Source organism: Microbacterium sp. GXF6406, from assembly GCF_054798215.1.
Map to the genome: position 1 here is coordinate 153,809 of NZ_JBSJZH010000003.1, position 20,794 is coordinate 174,602.

Annotated in this window: 17 protein-coding genes; 7 read left to right on the forward strand and 10 right to left on the reverse strand. The window is 68.2% G+C overall.

All coding sequences use genetic code 11. The features are described 5' to 3' along the window. Positions 1–141: 141 nt before the first annotated feature. Positions 142–975, forward strand: coding sequence for an endonuclease domain-containing protein (locus ACWAUG_RS03655; protein WP_460801303.1), 834 nt, complete (start codon positions 142–144; stop codon positions 973–975). A 102-nt stretch (positions 976–1,077) separates the two neighbouring features. Here the strand turns inward: ACWAUG_RS03655 and glmS are convergent, their stop codons facing one another. Then, positions 1,078–2,919 (reverse strand): glutamine--fructose-6-phosphate transaminase (isomerizing), encoded by a 1,842-nt coding sequence (glmS, locus tag ACWAUG_RS03660; protein ID WP_460801305.1) that lies wholly within the window; start codon positions 2,917–2,919, stop codon positions 1,078–1,080. A 90-nt stretch (positions 2,920–3,009) separates the two neighbouring features. Continuing rightward, positions 3,010–3,963 carry a type I pantothenate kinase gene (coaA, locus tag ACWAUG_RS03665; protein ID WP_460801344.1) on the reverse strand — a complete coding sequence of 318 codons (954 nt, stop codon included), beginning with the start codon at positions 3,961–3,963 and terminating at the stop codon, positions 3,010–3,012. A 32-nt stretch (positions 3,964–3,995) separates the two neighbouring features. Between coaA and ACWAUG_RS03670 the strand changes: the two genes are divergently transcribed. After that, on the forward strand, positions 3,996–4,937 hold the full coding sequence (locus tag ACWAUG_RS03670; RefSeq protein ID WP_460801307.1) for a Ppx/GppA phosphatase family protein: 942 nt from the start codon (positions 3,996–3,998) through the stop codon (positions 4,935–4,937). A 103-nt stretch (positions 4,938–5,040) separates the two neighbouring features. Here ACWAUG_RS03670 and glmM read toward each other — a convergent pair whose 3' ends face one another. The 5 genes from glmM to ACWAUG_RS03695 all read right to left on the reverse strand — a co-directional run bounded on the left by glmM (position 5,041) and on the right by ACWAUG_RS03695 (position 12,619). Beyond that, positions 5,041–6,399, reverse strand: a complete 1,359-nt coding sequence (gene glmM, locus ACWAUG_RS03675; protein ID WP_298038495.1) for a phosphoglucosamine mutase — start codon at positions 6,397–6,399, stop codon at positions 5,041–5,043. A gap of 14 nt (positions 6,400–6,413) precedes the next feature. Further along, positions 6,414–6,899, reverse strand: coding sequence for a 30S ribosomal protein S9 (gene rpsI / locus ACWAUG_RS03680; protein WP_298038498.1), 486 nt, complete (start codon positions 6,897–6,899; stop codon positions 6,414–6,416). Positions 6,900–6,928: 29 nt separating this feature from the next. Continuing rightward, positions 6,929–7,375, reverse strand: coding sequence for a 50S ribosomal protein L13 (gene rplM / locus ACWAUG_RS03685; RefSeq protein ID WP_298038499.1), 447 nt, complete (start codon positions 7,373–7,375; stop codon positions 6,929–6,931). A gap of 237 nt (positions 7,376–7,612) precedes the next feature. Then, positions 7,613–10,519: an LPXTG cell wall anchor domain-containing protein gene (locus ACWAUG_RS03690; RefSeq protein ID WP_460801309.1), complete on the reverse strand. Its 2,907-nt coding sequence runs from the start codon at positions 10,517–10,519 to the stop codon at positions 7,613–7,615. A 213-nt stretch (positions 10,520–10,732) separates the two neighbouring features. After that, a complete protein-coding gene (locus ACWAUG_RS03695) occupies positions 10,733–12,619 on the reverse strand; it encodes an acyltransferase family protein (protein WP_460801311.1) in 1,887 nt (628 codons plus the stop codon). 65 nt (positions 12,620–12,684) lie between these two features. Between ACWAUG_RS03695 and truA the strand changes: the two genes are divergently transcribed. Together truA and ACWAUG_RS03705 are read left to right on the forward strand one after the other, a co-directional pair. Continuing rightward, complete coding sequence (truA, locus tag ACWAUG_RS03700) at positions 12,685–13,527, forward strand: tRNA pseudouridine(38-40) synthase TruA (protein ID WP_460801313.1); 843 nt, start codon at positions 12,685–12,687, stop codon at positions 13,525–13,527. Between the two features lie 45 nt (positions 13,528–13,572). Next, positions 13,573–14,253 (forward strand): endonuclease/exonuclease/phosphatase family protein, encoded by a 681-nt coding sequence (locus tag ACWAUG_RS03705; RefSeq protein ID WP_460801314.1) that lies wholly within the window; start codon positions 13,573–13,575, stop codon positions 14,251–14,253. 7 nt (positions 14,254–14,260) lie between these two features. On the opposite strand, the gene ACWAUG_RS03710 is transcribed toward ACWAUG_RS03705, so the two are convergent. From ACWAUG_RS03710 to ACWAUG_RS03720, 3 genes are read right to left on the reverse strand one after another with little or no spacing between them, the layout of a single operon-like run. Continuing rightward, positions 14,261–14,938 (reverse strand): methionine ABC transporter permease, encoded by a 678-nt coding sequence (locus ACWAUG_RS03710; protein ID WP_298038508.1) that lies wholly within the window; start codon positions 14,936–14,938, stop codon positions 14,261–14,263. Next, positions 14,935–15,969, reverse strand: coding sequence for a methionine ABC transporter ATP-binding protein (locus ACWAUG_RS03715; protein ID WP_460801316.1), 1,035 nt, complete (start codon positions 15,967–15,969; stop codon positions 14,935–14,937). The genes ACWAUG_RS03710 and ACWAUG_RS03715 overlap by 4 nt, the downstream gene beginning before the upstream one ends. 20 nt (positions 15,970–15,989) lie before the next feature. Further along, the gene (locus tag ACWAUG_RS03720) at positions 15,990–16,889 is read right to left on the reverse strand and encodes a MetQ/NlpA family ABC transporter substrate-binding protein (protein WP_298038513.1); all 900 of its coding nucleotides are present in this window, start codon (positions 16,887–16,889) and stop codon (positions 15,990–15,992) included. A gap of 90 nt (positions 16,890–16,979) precedes the next feature. Here ACWAUG_RS03720 and ACWAUG_RS03725 point away from each other — a divergent pair, with 90 nt between their 5' ends. The 3 genes from ACWAUG_RS03725 (at position 16,980) to ACWAUG_RS03735 (ending at position 20,791) form a co-directional block, all read left to right on the forward strand. Next, the gene (locus ACWAUG_RS03725) at positions 16,980–18,287 is read left to right on the forward strand and encodes a M20/M25/M40 family metallo-hydrolase (RefSeq protein WP_298038515.1); all 1,308 of its coding nucleotides are present in this window, start codon (positions 16,980–16,982) and stop codon (positions 18,285–18,287) included. A gap of 67 nt (positions 18,288–18,354) precedes the next feature. Next, on the forward strand, positions 18,355–18,567 hold the full coding sequence (locus tag ACWAUG_RS03730; RefSeq protein ID WP_460801319.1) for a heavy-metal-associated domain-containing protein: 213 nt from the start codon (positions 18,355–18,357) through the stop codon (positions 18,565–18,567). Positions 18,568–18,577: 10 nt separating this feature from the next. Next, the gene (locus ACWAUG_RS03735; protein WP_298038519.1) at positions 18,578–20,791 is read left to right on the forward strand and encodes a heavy metal translocating P-type ATPase; all 2,214 of its coding nucleotides are present in this window, start codon (positions 18,578–18,580) and stop codon (positions 20,789–20,791) included. Positions 20,792–20,794 lie beyond the last annotated feature (3 nt).

Genomic DNA, 20,794 nt, shown 5'->3' on the forward strand with positions numbered 1-20,794 from the left:
GCCCATCCCGACCGACAAGTGCCGGATCCGCTGACAAGTGTCCGGGCGGAGCCGGGGTCACTCGTTCTGCACAATCGCAATCGCGACTGCCCGGCTGTGGATCATCGCAGCCGGAGCCCCGGCCTCGGCGAGTATCGCAGCATGTTCACCCCCGCCGCGCTGCTTGCGCACTTCGACGGCATCGCCCGAGGATCGCTTCTCCAAAAATACGGATGCACGCGCCAGCAGCTCGCCGATGCGGCGACCGCCGGAAGCATCCTCCGTATCCGCACCGGTGTCTATGCCCTGCCCGCCGTCGATGACGCCATCCGGACCGCCGCGGCCCATGGCGGCGAGCTCACCTGCGCTGCTGCCCTTCGCGCGCGCGGTGTCTGGGTGCTGCCCGATCCGGATGCCATGGTGCATGTCTGGATGGGGACGGCCGCCCGGCGTCACCCGCACTCTGGCTGCTCCTGCGTGGCCCATTACGGAGATGGACCCGCCGGAATTGGCATCGCGTCCGCCGCCACCGCGCTGATATCCGCTTTTCGATGTCTGTCCGGCGAAGCTTTCTTCGCCGCCTACGAATCCGCCTGGAACCTCCGTCTGGTGTCCGCGTCTGATCGCCGGCGGATCCGCCAGGCCCTCCCGAGATCAGCGCACTGGGTCCTGAACCTGGCGCGCGCGGATGCCGGGAGCGGCCTCGAGTCGGTGCTCCGGTTCCGTTTGCATCTTCTGGGACTCGTGCTCGATTCCCAGGTCGAGATTGGCGGCGTCGGCCGGGTGGACTTCGTCGTCGGCGGTCGGCTGATCATCGAGGTCGATGGTGCGCTGAACCACCGCGGTGCGGAACGCCGTCACCGCGACCTCGTCCGAGACGCCGAAGCATCCGCCCGCGGATACGAGACGCTGCGCTTCGACTACGCGCTCCTGCTGCACGACTGGCCACGGGTCGCCGCCGCCATCATCGCGGCGCTGGGGCGCGCTCTGGCTTAGCTCGGGCCGCGGACACTTGTCAGTCGAAATGACGGATGCCGGGGCATCCTGCCCATCCCGACCGACAAGTGTCGGATCCGCTGACATGTGTCGGTGTCCGGGTCACTCGACCGTGACGGACTTCGCGAGGTTGCGCGGCTGGTCGACGTCGAGGCCCTTCGCGGTGGCGAGCGCCATCGCGAAGATCTGCAGCGGCACGACGTTGAGCACCGGCTCGAACAGGGCTCCCGCCAGCGGAATGCGGATCACCTCGTCGGCGAACGGCAGCACCGCGGCATCCCCCTCTTCGGCGATCGCGATCACACGGGCGCCGCGCGCGCGGATCTCCTGGATGTTCGAGACGACCTTGGAGTGGATGAGCGCCGAGTGCCGCGGCGACGGCAGGAGCACGAACACCGGCTGTCCGGGCTCGATCAGGGCGATCGGGCCGTGCTTGAGCTCACCCGCGGCGAAGCCCTCGGCGTGGATGTACGAGATCTCCTTGAGCTTGAGCGCGCCCTCGAGCGCGATCGGGTATCCGACGTGACGGCCGAGGAACAGCACCGAGCGGGTGTCGGCCATCCAGCCGGCCAGCTGCGAGACGTGCTCGCTCTCCTCCTCGAGCACGCGGGCGATCTTCGCGGGGAGCTCGGTCAGCTCCGCGACCGCGGTCTCATCGGCCAGCGTCCGGCGCACGCGGCCCATGTGCAGGCCGAGCAGCAGCAGTGCGGTGATCTGAGCCGAGAATGCCTTGGTGGACGCCACGGCGACCTCGGGGCCGGCGTGCGTGTAGACGACGGCATCCGATTCGCGCGGGATCGTCGCGCCCTGCGTGTTGCAGACCGACAGGGTGCGGGCGCCGCGCTCGCGGGCGTACTTGACGGCCATCAGCGTGTCCATCGTCTCGCCGGACTGGCTGATCGAGATGACGAGCGTGTCGTCGCCGATGACGGGGTCACGGTAGCGGAACTCGTGCGCGAGCTCGACATCGGTGGCGATGCGCGCCCACTGCTCGATCGCGTATTTGCCGACGAGGGCTGCATAGGATGCCGTTCCGCAGGCCGTGATGATCACACGGTTGATGCCGAGGAACAGATCGTCGAGCCCGTCGAGCTCGGGGATCACGACGGCTCCCTCGTGAACCCGCCCGCGGATCGTGTTGGCGACGGCCTCGGGCTGCTCCGCGACCTCCTTCGCCATGAAGGACGGCCAGCCGCCCTTCTCGGCGGCGGCGGCGTCCCAGGAGACGTCGAAGGGCTCCGCTTCGACCGGGACTCCGGCGAAATCCGTCACCGTGACGGCGGTGGGGGTGATCGCGACGATCTGGTCCTGACCGATCGCGAGGGCCTTGCGCGTGTGCTCGATGAACGCCGCGACGTCGGAGCCAAGGAAGTTCTCCCCCTCGCCGAGGCCGATGACCAGGGGCGAGTTGCGCCGGGCCGCGACGACTAGCCCCGGGTGGTCCTCGTGCATGGCGAGGAGCGTGAAGGCACCCTCGAGACGGTTGACGACAGCGCGGAACGCGGCCTGCAGGTCACCGGTGCGCGTGTACTCCCGCCCGAGGAGGGCCGCGGCCACCTCGGTGTCGGTCTCGCTGAGGAAGACGACGCCGTCGGCGAGCAGCTCTTCGCGCAGCGCCGAGAAGTTCTCGATGATGCCGTTGTGGATCACCGCGAGCTTGCCGTCATCGGCGAGGTGGGGGTGCGCGTTCAGATCCGTGGGGCCGCCGTGCGTCGCCCAGCGGGTGTGGCCGATGCCGGTCATGCCGTCGCCGAGCGGCGATTCGGCGAGCGAATCGCGCAGCGCATTGAGCTTGCCGGCCTTCTTGCGCATCCCGAGCTGGCCGGTGTCGTCGATGACGGCGACTCCCGCCGAGTCGTACCCGCGGTACTCGAGGCGGGCGAGTCCGGCGATCAGGATGTCCTGGCTGGGGCGAGGGCCCACGTATCCGACGATTCCACACATAACGTCCAGAATAAACGCCGCATTTTGCAAGGATTCCGAACGAAATACTGCGCACTACGCCCGCTTCACGACGCGCCGTCGGGCCTCGGATCAGAGCTTGCGCAGCAGGACGCTCTCGACGTTGTGATCACTGCCCTTGTTGAGCACGAGGGAGGCGCGGTGCTTGGTCGGCATGACGTTCTCGACGAGGTTCGGCATGTTGATGTCGTTCCAATATCCGAGGGCTGCGGTGCGGGCCTCATCGTCCGTCAGGTGCGCGAACACGTTGAAGTAGGACGAGGGGTTCGTGAACGCCCCCTGGCGCAGCGCCAGGAACCGCGACACGTACCAGTTCTCGATATGAGAGGTATCGGCGTCGACGAACACCGAGAAGTCGAACAGATCGCTGACCGCCACATCGTTCGGGGCCGGCGGCGGCTGCAGCACGTTGAGCCCCTCGACGATCACGACATCGGGGCGGCGGACCACGACGTGCGCATCCGGGATGATGTCGTACCGCATGTGCGAATAGAAGGGCGCCCGGACCTCCGGAACGCCGGATTTGACCGCGGTCAGGAATTCGATCAGCGCGCGCCGATCGTAGGATTCCGGGAAGCCCTTGCGCTCCATGAGCCCGCGCCGCTCGAGCTCGGCATTGGAATAGAGGAAGCCGTCGGTCGTGACGAGCTCGACCCGCGGGGTTCCCGGCCAACGGCTCATGAGCTCGCGCAGCAGACGCGCGATCGTCGACTTCCCGACCGCCACGGAGCCCGCCACCCCCACGACGAAGGGCGTCGTCGCGTCGTCCTCATCGAGGAAGCTGCTGGTGGCTGCTCCGAGCTGCTTGGTCGCCGTCGCGTACAGGCTCAGCAGTCGGCTCAGCGGCAGATAGACCTCCTGCACCTCTGTGAGGTCGAGTCGGTCTCCGATGCCCCGGATCTCCACTAACTCCGTCTCGCTCAGCGGCTGGTCCAGGCCCGCGGCGAGGCGCGCCCATTCCGCCCGCCCGATCTCACGGTAGGGCGAGAGGGGCAGCGCGGCGTCGACGGAGGTCACGGCATCCATCGTAATGGCGCGCATGCGCGTAGTCTCGTTCCGTGCGACTCGGAATCCTCGACATCGGCTCCAACACCGTCCATCTGCTCACGGCGCAGGCGCGTCCCGGCGGGCGCCCGCACGCGACGACGAGCGACCGCACGGTCGTGCGACTCATGCGGTTCCTGACCCCCGAGGGCGCCATCAGCGAGGAGGGCATCCGCACCCTCGAAGCGGCAGTCTCCCGCGCACGCGCCGCCGCCGAGGCCGAGCGGGTCGAGACGCTGCTCGCGACCGCCACGAGCGCCGTGCGCGATGCCGTCAACGGCGACGAGGTGATCGCCCGCATCGAGGCGGCCCTCGGCCAGCCCCTGCAGGTGCTCACCGGTGTGCAGGAGGCGGAGTTGACCTTCCTCGCGGTGCGCCGGTGGTTCGGGTGGGATGCCGGGCGCATCCTTCTGCTCGACATCGGCGGCGGCTCGTTCGAGTTCTCCGCCGGCGAGGACGAGACCCCGGAGATCGCCGAATCCGTCGCCCTCGGCGCCGGACGCATGACGATCGAATACCTGCCCCAGGACCCTCCCGGCGAGGATGCGGTCGCGAACCTGCGCGCTCACGCCCGTGCGACGCTCGCCCCCGTCGTCGCGAAGCTCAACGCCCTCCCCCGCCCGGACCACATCATCGGCTCATCCAAGGCCATCCGGTCGCTCGCGAACCTGGCCGGGCGCGAGGTCTCCGGGCTCGGATTCGACCGCACCGTGATGTCGCGCTCCGCGTTGAAATCCTGGATCCCTCGGATCGCCCGCATCCCGGCATCCGCCCGTCAGGAGCTTCCCGGGATCACCCCCGACCGCACCTTCCAGATCGTCGCGGCCGCGGTATCGCTGCACACCGCGATGAAGATGCTCGACCTCGACGAGCTCGAGGTGTCGCCCTGGGCGCTGCGCGAGGGCATTCTCGTGCGCTACACCGAGTCGATGAGCTGGGGCGGCGTCGGGATCTGAGACTCCGCATCGAAGCCGGAAACACGAATCGGGCGAGACCGTTCGGCCGGAATCATCCGACCGGGCGATGTCGCCCGATATCTGCGTGTGACGGTGCCGCGTGTCAGAGCGCCAGCCGGTCGCGGACGACGTCGGCGAGCTTCTCGGCATACGACTGCGCGGACTCGGCATCCGCCGCTTCGACCATGACCCGCACGAGCGGCTCGGTGCCGGACTTGCGCAGCAGCACGCGACCGGTCTCGCCCAGCTCGGCTTCAACCGACGCGACCGCGCTCTGCACGCCCTCGTCGTCGGCGACGCGATCCTTGTCGACCCCGCGCACGTTGATGAGCACCTGCGGGTAGACGGTCATGACGGACGCGAGCTCGGCGAGCGTCTTCTTCTGCCGCGCCATCTCGGCGACCAGGTGGAGGCCCGAGAGCAGGCCGTCTCCGGTCGTCGCGAACTCGCTCATGATGACATGGCCGGACTGCTCGCCGCCGAGCGAGTATCCGCCCGCATTCATGTCTTCGAGCACGTAGCGGTCGCCGACGGCCGTCTGACGCACGGCGATGCCGTGCTCCTTCATGGCCATGTGCAGACCGAGGTTGCTCATGACGGTCGCGACGAGCGTGTCGTCGGCGAGGTGGCCGCGCTCCTTCATCGCCACGGCGAGGACGGCCATGATCTGGTCGCCGTCGATCGTGTTACCGTCGGCGTCGACCGCCAGGCAGCGGTCGGCGTCGCCGTCGTGCGCGATGCCGACGTCGGCGCCCAACCGGACCACGGCCTCGGCGAGGTTGTCGAGGTGGGTCGATCCGACACCGTCGTTGATGTTGATGCCATCGGGCTCAGCACCGATGACGGTGACCTCTGCGCCCGCGGTGCGGAACGTCTCGGGTGAGACACCGGATGCCGCGCCGTGCGCGCAGTCGAGGACGACGTGGATGCCGTCGAGGGAATGCGGCAACGAGCCGAGCAGATGCAGCTTGTAGCGATCCTCGGCGTCCGAGAAACGCTGGATGCGTCCGACGCCCTCACCGGTGGGAAGCAGCATGTCGCCGCTCATCGCGGCTTCGATCCGTGCCTCGACCTCGTCGGGGAGCTTCACGCCGCCACGGGCGAAGATCTTGATGCCGTTATCCGGCGCCGGGTTGTGCGACGCGGAGACCATCACGCCGAAATCTGCGTCGTGATCGGCGACGAGGAAGGCCAGGGCCGGAGTCGGGATGACACCGGCATCGAGGACATCGACGCCGGATGCGGCCAGTCCCGCCGAAACGGCGGCGACCAGGAATTCTCCAGAGATCCGCGGGTCGCGGGCGACGACGGCGGAAAGCCGCTTTCCCTCGGCCTTGCGTGCCTCTGCAGTACGGCCCTGGCCCAGGACGACAGCAGTCGCCTGGGCCAGGGTGAGCGCGAGATCGGCGGTGAGGATGCCATTGGCAAGTCCTCGCACGCCGTCCGTGCCGAAAAGCGGCATGGTCCCGCTGGACCTTAACGCTTCGAGTACTGAGGCGCCTTGCGGGCCTTCTTGAGTCCGGCCTTCTTGCGCTCCTTGATGCGGGCGTCGCGCGAGAGGAAGCCGGCCTTCTTCAGGGTCGGGCGGTTGTTCTCGACGTCGATCTCGTTGAGCGCGCGGGCGATGCCCAGGCGCAGCGCGCCGGCCTGGCCCGAGTCGCCGCCACCCGAGATGCGGGCGATGACGTCGTATGCGCCGGCGAGGTTGAGCGCCGTGAACGGGTCGTTGATCAGCTGCTGGTGCAGCTTATTCGGGAAGTAGTCCTCGAGCGCACGGCCGTTGACCGTGACGACGCCCGAGCCGGGGATGACGCGCACGCGGGCGATGGCCTGCTTGCGACGACCCACGGCCGCACCCGAGACGTTGAGGACGGGGCGGGGAGCCGCCTCGGTCGCCGCGGTCTCCGGGGTGGAGGTCGAGTAGTTCTGAGGGGTTTCGATGGTGTCCTGAGTGTCAGCCACGAGAGTGTCCTTAGTGATCTTTGCGGCGCTTACTGGGCGACCTGGTCGAGGGTGTAGGTCTGGGGCTGCTGAGCGGAGTGCGGGTGCTCAGCGCCGGTGTACACCTTGAGCTTGGACAGCTGCTGGCGGCCGAGGCTGTTCTTGGGGAGCATGCCGCGGACGGCCTTCTCGACAGCGCGGACCGGGTTCTTCTCGAGCAGCTCGGCGTAGGAGACGGCCGTCAGACCACCCGGGTAGCCCGAGTGACGGTAAGCCATCTTCTTCTGCAGCTTCTGTCCCGTGAGCGCGACCTTGTCGGCGTTCACGATGACGACGAAGTCGCCGCTGTCGATGTGGTTGGAGAAGGTGGGCTTGTGCTTGCCGCGCAGGAGCGCTGCAGCGTGCGAGGCGAGGCGGCCGAGGACGACATCGGTTGCGTCGATGACGACCCAGTCACGCTGGACCTGCCCGGCCTTCGGGGAGTAAGTGCGCGTCACGATAGTGCTGCTTTCTTGTTCGAACGGAGGAGTTCGTGAATCCCACTCCGGGGGGTTCTGGCCCGCAGATGCTGAGAAGAACTCGGCTTCTGCGGGGAACACGCCAGTGGAGGGCTCACGTTCGCGGCACTCGGCAGTCGAGTACCAAAGTGATAGCTTACGCCATCTGCGCCCACACGGCAAAACGCGCCTCGGGAGCATCACAGGGCGATGTTCCCGAGGCGCGTTCCGCGGGGGTCAGTTGGAGCGGATCCGGCGCACAGCCATCAGTGCGATGCCCATGAGCAGCGCGAACAGGCCTCCGCCGATCAGCAGCCACGGCGTATCGGAGCCCGTCGTGGCGAGATCCTCGTCACCGGCTTCGACGGCTTCGGGCTCTTCAGCAGAGCCGTCATCCGAGACGTCCGGGTTCTCAGTGGGAATCTCCGGCTCCTCAGTGGGAACCTCGGGGTCCTCACCGGGGACCTCGGGGTCCTCACCGGGGACCTCGGGGTCCTCACCGGGGACCTCGGGGTCCTCACCGGGGACCTCGGGATCCTCACCGGGGACCTCGGGATCCTCACCCGGGATGATCGTCGCCGAGGACCCTGCCGCGGTGTTCACGACGCCGATGCCCGGCTCGAAGTCGTCGAGGCGCACCTTGAAGTTGACCGAGAGGGGGGTTGTGGTGTCGAGCACCGTGCCCGGGGACTGCTGAATCGTCAACGTCCCGTTCTCGGCGTCCCAGTCGGCCCGGAGGTTCCCACCCATCTCGAGCTGTGCGGCGCGCGTCGACTCCTCATCGATCACTCCGGTCTCGAGGTCGCCATCGGACACGAACCCGAGGAACTCCATCCCCTCCGGCAGGACGTCCTCGACGGCGTAGATCTCCACACCGTTGTATCCGCCGTGCGGGCGCAGCTGGATTCGGTAGATGAACTCGTCCTCGAGGAGGTCCCCCTCCTCGTCCAGTTCAACGTGCATCTCGTCGGTCCAGCTCCCTGCGTCGTACAGGGCCTTAGCGACCTCCATCTCGGCACCGTACGAAGTGGCGTATCCGGTGGCCTGGGAAGTCCAGAACTCGACGATCTCGTCCGTGCCGTACAGGTTGGCCGTGTTGACGAAGTCGAGGGTCTCCTTGCCCTCGACCGGGTTGGTCGGGATCTCCAGACGCAGCGTCATGGCCGCCCTGGGGTTAGCCTCCGCGCCCATTGCCCCCACCAGGTTCGCGTTGGGCTCGATGACGAGGTTCCCCTCGGCATCGAGGGAGACATCGAACATCTCCGGCGCGAGCGTCACGGCGCCGAAGGTGCCGCTGATGCTCGCCGCAATCTGGTCAAGAGTGTTCTCAGTGACATCGAAGACCGAGTGATCGATGATATCGACGAGGCGCGACTTGGTGACGTCGAGTCGGTCCTGTCCGGTGGTGAACACGAACGGCACGAGACCGACGCCGGTCGCGGGATCGATCTTCGTCTCTTCCGAGCCGACCGACTTGCCGAACGCCGCACGGTCATCGAGCCCGTTGCTGAGATCCTTCTGCACGTAGAGCGCCTGCGTCGTGGTCGACCTGTTCGAGTTGACCTGCGCGCCGGGCTGGTACGTGAAGTAACCGATATTGACCGGCCCGTCGTAGAGCGTCTCGGCGGGGGTGAACTCGCTCGGGTTCGACACCGCGGGGATGCCGGCGACGCTGATGATCTGCGCCTTGACGTCGATGACGTCGGTCGCCGTCGCGTCCTGGCCGACGTTGATGCGCAGTTTCTGACCGTCGAGGGTGAAGGTGCCCACATACTCGTTGCCGCGGAAGTCCGCGTCGGAGATGCCGTCCGCGGCACGGGTGATCACGGCGCCGCTCCGGGTGGTGAGGAAGTCCGCGTCCTCCGCGAGCCAGATGCTCTGCGTGGCGAGGGTATCCGTCATCACGAAGTTGTCGGTCAGAGCGTGCTCATCGCCGCCGTATCCGGCGAACGGCCGCAGGTCGTACTTGAGGGAGTAGGTGATGTCGAGCGGCGTCACCAGATTCCCTGCGTCATCGACCTCGATCTTCGTGTAGCTCTGAGCACTGCTCGGACGCAGACTGCTGGTCTTTCCGAACACGCCGCTGAGGTTGGGGCCGCCCGTGCCGCCCACGACGCGTTCCTGCAACGTCAGCGTGGCGACGGCATCCTCCGAGCCCGTGACCCGGGCCGTGTTGTCCAGATCGAGCGTGAAGGTTCCGCCGGCTTCGGGAAGCGCATCCGCCTTGGCTTGCAGGTCTGCGACCAGATCGTCCGTGCGGTCGAGGTCGAGCTTCGCCTGATAGGTGATCGTCACGCGCGAGTTCGCGGGAAGATCGACGTCGTCGAAGACGAATCCGCCGCCGGATGCCACCGGCGTCGCAGCGAGCGGGGTGTCCGTCTTGTTGAGGCCGTTCGCATCCCAGGTCGTGACGGTCGCCGCGATGGAACCGAGGTCGACGACGAGGAACTCGTCGGGAATATCGGCGATCTGGATGCCCTGCCGGGCCTCGAGACTATCGATCGAGATGATGTAGTCGACGCGGGCATCTTCGACGCCCGCCTTCAGGGAGATGACGCCCCGGCTGCTGAGCAGGTAGCTCTGAAGCGAGTTCGAGGCGACGCCCTTCGTTACCGCGGACCCGAGATCAGGCCGCTGCTCGTCGTCGCCCGCAAGCAGGATGACGTTGTTCGTGTGCGGAGTGCCGTCGACATTCCAGGTGAGATCTGCGGGGCCGGAGCCGGTCTCCGGTTCATCGACGACGTAGTCGAATCGCAGGATGCCCTGGCTGAGCTGCCCGCTGCTCTTGAAGGTGATCTGGAGGACTCCGTCGACGATCTCGATTGAGTCGATGGATTCGTTGCCCGCAGGAACGTTCGGAATCCGAACCCCCTCCGGAATCGCGATCTCGGCGACGGCACCGGATGCGACATTATCCGGGTACTGGAAGGTGAACGTGTACGGCGTCTCGCCGTCCGCGTCCACGATCTGGCCATCGGTGACGCCGGTGGTCACTCGTACGCCCGGCACAGCGGCACCGGCGGTTGCGGGAAGCGCGATGAGACCGGCGACGGCCAGCACCATGGCCAGCACCGCTCCGATCCACGTGCGCAGGGTGCGGGTTCCTCCTCGTGGAGAGTGGACGCGCAAAGATTGTTCGTACATACTCTTCTTTCTCAAGGCGATGGAATGCACGCCGGACGGCGGCACACGTCATCGGGGCAAATCCGCCTCCCCGCGGGTGAAATCACCATGGGGGTTGGGGGTGGCGGCTGAGGTGTCCATGAGCGCAGATTGGGGAGGGGCGCGAAAACATCCCCGTGCATAGCAGACGTTCCTGATCGTCGACACGCCCGGAATCCAGACCCCCGGTTCGGCTCACTCCGGGAACGGCACGCGCGGCGCCCGTCCGGAAGGGGCCAGCTCCAGCCTCTCTTCGGCCCGGATGCGCTCGCGCTCCATGGCTTCGAAGGCTCCGTGCACCGTCTCGGCGAACACGTCGCCGCCGGCCGTGCCGGGGTGGATGCCGTCGTCGGCGAGCAGACTCTCCTGCGCCCCGATCGCCGCGTCCCAGTCGGCGATCCAGACCCCGGGGCGTCCTCGCCCGAACGAATCCAGCTCGGCGTTGACGCCGGGGATCCAGTCTCGGGGCGCATGCGCGTTCACCAGCACGAGGGTGCGCTCTCGCCCGATGATCCGCGCCATGTCCTGGAGCACGGATCTCTCGACCGGACCGTTCGTGCCGAGTGCGACGACGACGTTCTCTCGGAGCTCGCCGCGATCGGCCATCGCCCGCAGGATCTCGGGTCCGGCCCAGACCGAGCGGGAGACCTCGGCGTCGACGGCGATGCCCGGGAACCGTTCCATGAGCGAGGGAGCGGAGGCGAGCATGACGGAGTCGCCGATCGCGGTGATCTGCTCCCCCGCGGGCACCGTGATCGGTCCAGGGTCCTCGGCCGCCGGCGACGGCTCCTCGTCCACCGGCGCCTCCTCCACCGCCTGCGCACCGCGGTCGATCGCGGCGGCGGCCGAGGTGACCCGCGGTGCCGTTACGATCGATGCGGCCGTGCCCGCGAGCATGACTGCGGCGATCGTTACGGCGACGAGTCCGGTCATTCGGGCCCTCGGCGTTCCCGCCATTCGCCGGCGGAGGATCCGGAACGACCGGCGGAAGCCGTGCCGACGCAGCGGCTGCTCGACGTACCGGTACGACAGCTCGGCGGCGATGAGCGAGATCACCAGGGCAGCCGCACCGGCCAGCGGCGGCACCCCGCCCTCCGGCCCGAAGCCCCGCGTGGCGACGAGGACGAGCACCAGCACGGGCCAGTGCCAGAGGTAGATGCCGTATGAGCGGTCGCCGATCCACTTCAGCGGCGCGGCATCCATGCCCCGGCCGAACCACGAGCCCGGCCAGATGCCGGCGACGATCGCGAGCGCCGACCCCGCGGAGGCCGTCAGCAGCGCACCGGGGAAGGTCGCGGCATCCGGCGTCTCGGGACGCAGCGCCGCCAACACGATCAGGCCGACCCCGGCGAGGCCGACGAGCAGAGACCCCGCTCGGGCCTTTCGCGTGCGCTTCCACGGGCGATCCGGCACGCCCGTCATCACGAAGGCCAGGGCGATGCCGAGGAGGATCCCGAACGCATGCGAGTCCGTGCCGAAATAGGCGCGGGTGACGTCGCCGCCGGCCGCCAGAGCGGCCATCCATACGGCCGAGCCGGCGCCGAGCAGGAGAACAAGGGCGATCCGGGACCAGCGGCCCGGGATGAGCAGGATCAGCGGCAGCAGCAGCGGCCAGACGAGGTAGAACTGCTCCTCCACCGCGAGGGACCAGAAGTTGCGGAACAGCTCCGGCGCGGTCGCCGCGAAGTAATCCGAGCCATCGGCGATCGCCAGCCAGTTGTAGCTGAATGTCGCGGAGCCCAGCACCTGGCGTCCCATGCCGACGAGGACGTCGCCGCCGATCACCCATGCCGCGGTCGCGCAGACCGTGACGACGACCGCGAGCGCCGGCAGGAGACGGCGAGCGCGTCGCCGCCAGAAGTCGACCAGTCGCCGGCGCGACCCCAGAGCGCCGGCGCGCGATGGCCGCAGCAGAAGCGAGGTGATGAGGAATCCGCTGATCACGAAGAAGACGTCGACGCCGACGAAGCCACCGTGCAGGGGCGAGCCCGGGAACAGGTGGTAGACGAGCACGAGGACGACGGCGAGCGCGCGCAGGCCGTCGAGGCCCGCGAAACGCGCAGGGGATTTCTGGCTGGTCATCGTCATGGAAGAGGGTCGCACCGGTCAGGACGCAGGGTGCAAAGCCGCCAGTCTAGGCTTATCGGGTGAGGATCAGGCTGGATATCGCCTATGACGGGACGAACTTCCGCGGGTGGGCGGCGCAACCGGGGTTGCGCACGGTGCAGGGCACGCTCGAAGCGGCTCTCGCGCGCATCGTCGGCTCCGATGTGCGCTTCGTCGTCGCCGGGCGCACGGATGCCGGGGTGCATGCCTCCGGCCAGGTCGCGCACGTCGATCTCGACGAGGCGCAGTGGGCGCGCATCACCTCGAGGCACGGCCGTGCGGCCGAGGACCCGGCGGGCACGATCGCTCATCGCATGCGCGGCGTGCTGGGCTCGTACCCCGATGTCACGGTGCATCGCAGCTCACTGGCGGAGGAAGGCTTCGATGCCCGATTCTCGGCGGTCTGGCGCCGCTACCGCTATCGGCTTGCGGACGACGCCTCCGGTTACGACCCGGCTCGGCGCCTGGACACCACCCGGATCCGCGGCGATCTGGACGTCGGGTCGATGGATGCCGCGGCACGCTCCCTCATCGGCCTGCACGACTTCGCGGCCTACTGCAAGCCGCGCGACGAGGGCACGACGATCCGCACGCTGCTGGACTATCGATGGTTGCGCGACGATGAGGGTGTGCTGATCGCCGAGGTGAAGGCCGATGCGTTCTGCCACAGCATGGTGCGCGCGCTCGTGGGCGCGTGCGCGGCCGTCGGCCAGCAGCGCTTGGACGTCTCGGACCTCGTCGTGCTGCGGGATGCCCTCGAGCGCACGAGCGCCTTCACCGTGCTCCCGGCCCGCGGTCTCACGCTCACCGAGGTCGGCTATCCCGCATCCGATCTGCTCGCCGCACGGGCCGAGCAGACGCGTGCGCGCCGCGACAGCGAGTGAGCACGAACGCCCCGCGCCATAGCTGCACGCACTAACCTGGGCGGGATGAAGGTCATCTCGTACAACCTGCGCAAGCATCGCGCGGCGACCGAGCTCGAGGAGCTCGCGGCCGAGCATGCTCCGGACGTGCTCTGCCTTCAGGAGTGCGATGTGTCGGCGCTTCCCGAGGAGATCGGCGGGCTCGTACTCGCCGATGCCACCCAGGGCAACCGTCTGGGGCTCGCCGTGTACTTCCGGGCGAACACGTTCCAGCTGCAGCAGATCCGCACGTTCGGGCTGAAGAAGTCGTTGCACGACCGGGTGCTGCGGCCCGCGCATGAGCGCGTGCTGGGTGTGCGCCTACGTGATATCGACGACGGCGGAGAGCTCATCATCGCCTCGTTCCATGCGGCGCCCCTCACGGCCCTGAACTCCCTGCGTCGCAATCAGATCCGCGCCGCGCTGAGCGAGCTGGAGACCATGGGCCCGGGCCGGCCCATCCTCATGGTCGGCGACTACAACTATCCGGTGTTCAAGGAGAACCTCAGCCAGAATGTGCGCGAGCACGGATACACGCTGACGCTCAGTGACGACCGCACCTACACGCGCTACCGGGTGTTCAAGGGGCACTACGACTTCGCTACCTCCGACGGCTTCACGATCGACAGCATCCAGACCCTGCCTCAGCGTTCGAGCGATCATCGCCCGATCCTCATCACGGCGGCCGTCGCCGGCACCCGCTGGTAGAGCTCCCCTAACGGCGCAGTACGCGCTGGGCGAGCCAGTTGCCGAGGAGCTGCCCGACCTGCACGATGACGATGACGATCGCGACTGTGACCCAGGTGACCTGCTGGTCGAACTGCTGGTATCCGTAGATGATCGCGAAGTTGCCGAGCCCGCCGCCGCCGATGTAGCCGGCCATGGCGGACATGTCGACGACCGCGATGAACATGAACGTGTAGCCGAGGATCAGCGGCGCCAGCGCCTCGGGGATCACGACGCCGAACAGCACGGCGACGCGCTTCGCGCCGATGGCGAGGGCCGCTTCGACGACGCCCGGATCGACGGCGACGAGGTTCTGCTCGACGACGCGGCCGATCACGACGGCCGCCATGATCGTCATCGGCACGATCGCCGCCTCGGTTCCGAGGGTCGTTCCGGCGATGACCTTCGTCAGCGGGCCGACGGCGGTCAGGAAGATGATGAACGGAATCGGCCGCACGAGGTTGATGACGATGTTGACCGTGTGGAACACGGCACGGTTGCCGAACAGGTTGCCGGGCCGCGTCGCATAGAGCACGGCGCCGATCAGCAGCCCTGCGATCCCGCCGATGAGGAGGGTGACGACGACCATGTAGATCGTCTCCTGGATCGATTCCAGGAGCACCGGGGTGAGCGAGCCCCAGTCGGCGCCCGGGCGCACGCCGCTCATGCGGCAGCCTCGGCTGCGAGCCGCTGCACCGCGGTGCGTTCGGAGAGCTCCGCGACGACCGCGGTCACCGCATCCGCTTCGGCGTGAACCCGGTACGTGAGGGTGCCGAGCTGACGACCGCGGATATCGGTGACGCCGCCGAAGACGACGGAGCGACGGATGCCGTGCTTCTCGAAGATGGCATCGACGTCCTCGCTCGTGAAGTCGTTCACGTCGACGCTGAGGAGTGCGCCTCCGCCGGAGAGGAGCGCGTCGCGGGTATCCCCCGTCGGGACTCCCTGGGTCACGGCCCTCACGAACCGCTCGGTGAGTGCTGCGCGGGGGTGCGCGAAGACGCGGTAGGTGTCGCCGCTGTCGACGACGCGGCCGCCCTCCATCACGATCACCTGGTCGCACAGCTCGTGCACGACGGAGATCTGGTGGGTGATGACGACGATCGTGATCCCCAGCGTGCGGTTGATCTCCCGCAGCAGAGACAGGACCTCGGCGGTCGTCTGCGGGTCGAGCGCGCTGGTGGCCTCGTCGGCGAGGAGCAGCTCGGGGTTCGTCGCGATGGCACGCGCGATTCCCACCCGCTGCTTCTGCCCGCCCGACAGGGAACGCGGGTAGCGGTCGGCCTTGTCCCCGATGCCGACGAAGTCGAGCAGCTCGGTGACGCGCGCCGCGATGTCGGCCTTCTTCCACCCGGCCACGCGCAGCGGATAGGCGACGTTGCCGCGCACGGTGCGCGAGGCGAAGAGGTTGAACTGCTGGAAGATCATCCCGATCCGACCGCGCAGAGCGCGCAGCTCCCCCTCGGAGGCGCGGCCGATATCGGCGCCCAGCGCCGTCACCGTCCCGGCGGTGGGCTTCTCGAGGCCGTTGATGAGGCGCACGAGCGTGGACTTGCCGGCGCCGGAGTACCCGATCACTCCGACGATGGACCCGCGCTCGACGGAGAGGTCGACTCCGTCGAGCGCGGTGACGGCGGGCCCTCGGCCTGCGGCCGGGAACGTCTTCGAGACGTTCTCGAAGGTGAGGATGCCGGTCATGGGCTCGTCGTCCTCGGCGGTTACTTGATCGCCGCCAGCTTCTCCTGCAGGTCGGTGAGCTCGGCCTGCAGATCGGCGACGCTCCAGTCCTGTGTGAAGACGAGGTTGCCGTCGTTCAATTCGGTGACGGATGCCTGGACCTGGGCCGAGTGGTAGGCCTCGAGCACCTTCGCCCACCGCGGGTCGTCGGCGTTGTCGGCGGTGACGGCGAAGATGTTGATGTACGGGGCGAGCGCCGGGTCGTCGACGTCCTCCTTGTAGATCATCTCGTCGTCGCCGAGTCCGCCCTTCTGCGCCTGCGTGTTGTTGATGATCGCAGCATCCGCGCTGCCGTCCTTCAGCGCCGTGACCGTCTGGTTCGGGTCGACGGGGAAGATCTCCACGGAGCTTTCGACGATGTCCGCCTGGGAGGAGTACGCGTTGCCGCCGTCGGCGAGCTCGAGCAGGCCGACGGCCTGCAGGTTCAGCAGCCCGCGCGAGAGGTTGGTCGCGTCGTTGGGGATGGCGATGGTCGCCCCCGCGGGGATCTCGTCTGCTGAGGCGTACTTCTCGGAGTACAGGCCCAGCGGGTAGACGGCCGTCGCTCCGGCCGGGACGAGCGTGCCGTTGTTGCTGACGTTGAAGTCGGCGAGGTAGATGAGGTGCTGGAACAGGTTGATGTCGGCGTCGCCGTTCTGCACCGCCTGGTTCAGCTGAACGCCGTCGGTGATCGTGCGAACCTCGAGCTCGATGCCGTCGTCCGCGAGGATGTCCTTCATCAGCGTCCAGTGCGCTTCGACGCCGTCGTTCGCGACGAGCACGATCCGGTCGGAGTCGGCGTCGCCGCCTGCACCTGCGCACGCCGTCATCGACAGTGCCAGAGCACCGGTTGCCAGGATGCCGACGACGGACAGGAGCTTCTTCACACGGGAGTTGTTCACGAGAGCGAGTGAACCACGCCGCGCTCCCCCGCCGTGGGGATTCGGTAACGGCGCGTAATCTCCTCACGCGGACGCGCCTACTCTGGGGGTGTGACTCATCTCGAAGAAGAGGCCGTCGACTTCGTCCGCGCCCTGATCCGCATCGACAGCGTCAACACCGGGGACATCGCTACCATCGGCGATGGCGAGACGCGCGCCGCACGCTACGTGCAGGCAGCGCTCGAGGAGGTCGGTCTCTCGACGGTCTTCGTCGAGCCGCTTCCGGGCCGCGGCAGCGTGATCTCCCGTATCGCCGGCTCGGATCCGGATGCCGGAGCGCTCATCGTCCATGCCCACCTGGATGTCGTTCCCGTGCAGGCCGAGGACTGGACGCATGATCCCTTCGGCGCGGAGATCGTGGACGGGCTGCTCTACGGACGCGGCGCCGTCGACATGAAGGACTTCGCCGGTGTCATCCTCGCGGTGGCCCGCCACCTCGCGCGCGAGGGGATCCGGCCGCAGCGCGACCTCATCTTCGCGTTCCTCGCGGATGAGGAGAGCGGCGGCGTCTGGGGCGCGTCCTGGCTCGTCGACAACCGGCCCGAGCTGTTCGCGGGCGCGACCGAGGCGATCAGCGAGGTCGGCGGGTTCTCCGTGCCACTCGCGCAGGATCGCCGCGCCTACCTTCTGGCGACGGCGGAGAAGGGCGTCGGAGGGGCTCGGCTGACGGCCCGAGGCGCCGCCGGACATGCGTCCCGCCCCCTGCCGAGCGACGCTGTCCCCCGCCTGGCCGGCGCCGTGGCACGGATCGGCGCGCACCGGTTCCCCGTCGTGCGCACGCCGGCGCTGGCTCGTTTCCTCGAGGCGTTCGGCGAGGCCCGTGGGACGACGTTCACGGATGAGGATCTGGATGCCGAACTGGACGAGCTCGGTTTCGTCGGGCGCGTGATCGGTGCGGCTGCGCGGAACACGGCCGCGCCGACGGTTCTGGATGCCGGCGGAAAGATCAACATCATCCCGGGTGACGCATCGGCGCTTCTCGATCTGCGTTCGTTGCCGGAGGGCGCGGACGCTCTGCGGGACGGGATCATCGACCTTGCGGGTGATGGCGTCGAGGTCGAGTGGCTGCGGATGATCCCGCCGATCGCAGCACCGTTGGAGGGGCCTCTGGTGGATGCTGTCACGGCGGCGATCGCGGCGGAGGATCCGGAGGGCGTGGTCGTGCCCTACTTGCTTCCGGCCTCCACCGATAACAAGCATTTCTCGCGGCTGGGCGTGCACGGATACGGTTTCGTGCCGCTGCGCGTGCCGGATGATTTCGATGTGTACGGGCAGTTCCACGCGGTCGATGAATGCGTGCCGGTGGAGTCCCTGCGCTTCAGCGCGCGTGTGACGCTCGACATTGTGCTGCGGGCCTAGGAATACCCCCCGGGGGTATCCTGTTGTCGTTGGTGAACGCCCCGCGTTCCGACGAGAGGAAGTCAGCATGAGCAGCACGAGTGTTTTCCAGGTGACCGGGATGACCTGCGGTCACTGCGAGATGTCCGTCCGCGAAGAGGTCTCCGAGATCGACGGTGTCGAGGGCGTCGAGGTGAGTGCCCAGGACGGCCGCCTCATCATCACGGCATCCGCTCCGGTCTCCGACGAGGCGGTCATCGCGGCCGTCGACGAGGCGGGATACACCGCCGCCCGGATCTGACGGAGCCGGCATGTCCACGGTGAATGATGTCGAACTCGCGATCGGCGGCATGACGTGCGCCTCCTGCGCCAATCGCATCGAGCGCAAGCTGAACAAAATCGATGGCGTGAGCGCGACCGTCAACTATGCGACGGAGAAGGCATCGGTGCGGTCAGCGTCGGGCATCGAGCCCGCGCTCCTCATCGCCGAGGTCGAGAAGGCCGGCTACTCCGCTGCGCTTCCCGCACCCGTGAAGGCCGATGAGGGCGAGGACCCCGAGCTGCGGTCGCTGCGCCGGCGCCTGATCGTCTCCATCGCTCTGACGGTTCCGGTGATCGTGATGGCGATGGTTCCTCCTGCGCAATTCATCGGCTGGCAGTGGGTCTCGCTCGTCCTCGCCACCCCGGTGATCCTGTGGGGCGCGTGGCCGTTCCACCGCGCCGCCTGGATCAACCTGCGTCACGGGGCCGCCACCATGGACACGCTCATCTCGATGGGCACGCTCGCCGCCTTCCTCTGGTCGTTGTACGCGCTGTTCTTCGGCACCGCGGGGATGCTCGGCATGACCCACGGGTTCGAGTTCGCGCTGTCGCGCTCGGACGGCGCCGGAAACATCTACCTCGAGGTCGGCGCCGGGGTGACGATGTTCGTGCTCGCCGGCCGCTACTTCGAGAAGCGTTCCAAGAGGCAGGCGGGTGCCGCGCTGCGCGCTCTGCTCCAGCTCGGCGCCAAGGACGTCGCGGTGCTCCGCGACGGCGTCGAGACGGCGATCCCCATCGAGGACCTGCGCGTCGGCGATGAGTTCCTCGTCCGCCCGGGCGAGAAGCTCGCGACGGACGGCATCGTCGTCTCAGGGGCATCCGCGGTGGATGCTTCGCTGCTGACCGGCGAGTCGGTACCCGTGGAGGTGACCGCCGGGGATGCCGTGACCGGTGCGACCGTGAACACGAGCGGACGCCTGCTCATACGGGCGACCCGGATCGGTGCGGATACGCAGCTGGCTCAGATGGCGAAGCTCGTCGAGGAGGCCCAGACCGGGAAGGCCGAGGTGCAACGCCTCGCCGACCGTATCTCGGGCGTCTTCGTGCCGATCGTGCTCATGATCGCCGTGGTGGCCCTCGGCGGGTGGCTCGTCGCCGGGTATCCGCCATCCGCCGCGTTCACCGCGGCCGTGGCCGTGCTCGTCATCGCCTGCCCGTGCGCGCTCGGGCTCGCCACCCCGACGGCGCTGCTCGTCGGCACCGGCCGCGGCGCGCAGATGGGCATCCTCATCAAGGGCCCCGAGGTGCTCGAATCGACCCGCGCGGTCGACACCGTTCTGCTGGATAAGACCGGCACCGTCACCGCGGGGCGGATGACCCTCGACGGTGTCCTCAGCGAGGAGGGAACGGACCCGGAGGAGCTGCTGCGACTGGCGGGGGCGCTCGAGAACGCCTCGGAGCATCCGATCGCCCGCGCCATCGCCTCCGCGGCGAGCGCTCCGCTGCCACCGGTCTCGGATTTCTCGAACATCGAGGGTCGCGGCGTGCAGGGCCTCGTCGAGGGGCGCAGCGTCATCGTGGGGCGCGAATCACTCCTCGCGGACTGGTCGCTGGCGCTGTCGCCTGAGGTCGCGGCGGCGAAGGCCGATGCCGAGTCCTCGGGGAAGACGGTCGTCGCCGTCGCATGGGACGGCGCTGCGCGCGGAGCTCTCGTCATCGCCGACGCGGTGAAGCCGACCAGCGCGGAGGCCATCCGCGACCTGCGGGAGCTGGGCCTTCGTCCCATCCTGCTCACGGGCGACAACGCGTCGGTCGCGCGCCGCATCGCCGCCGAGGTCGGGATCGACGAGGTGATCGCCGAGGTGCTCCCCCAGGACAAGGTCGACGTGGTCACGCGTTTGCAGTCGGAGGGCGCGGTCGTCGCCATGATCGGCGACGGCGTGAACGACGCCCCGGCCCTCGCTCGCGCGGATCTCGGTCTTGCGATGGGGACCGGCACGGATGTCGCGATCGAAGCCGCGGACATCGCGCTCGTGCGCGGTGACCTGCGCAGCGCGGTGGATGCGATCCGTCTGTCCCGCCGAACGCTCGGCACGATCAAGACGAACCTCTTCTGGGCCTTCGCCTACAACGTCGCCGCCATTCCGGTCGCCGCCCTCGGCATGCTAAACCCCATGCTCGCGGGCGCCGCGATGGCGTTCTCGAGCGTGTTCGTCGTCGGCAACAGCCTGCGGCTGCGCAGCTTCGGGCGCACGACCCGCTGACGG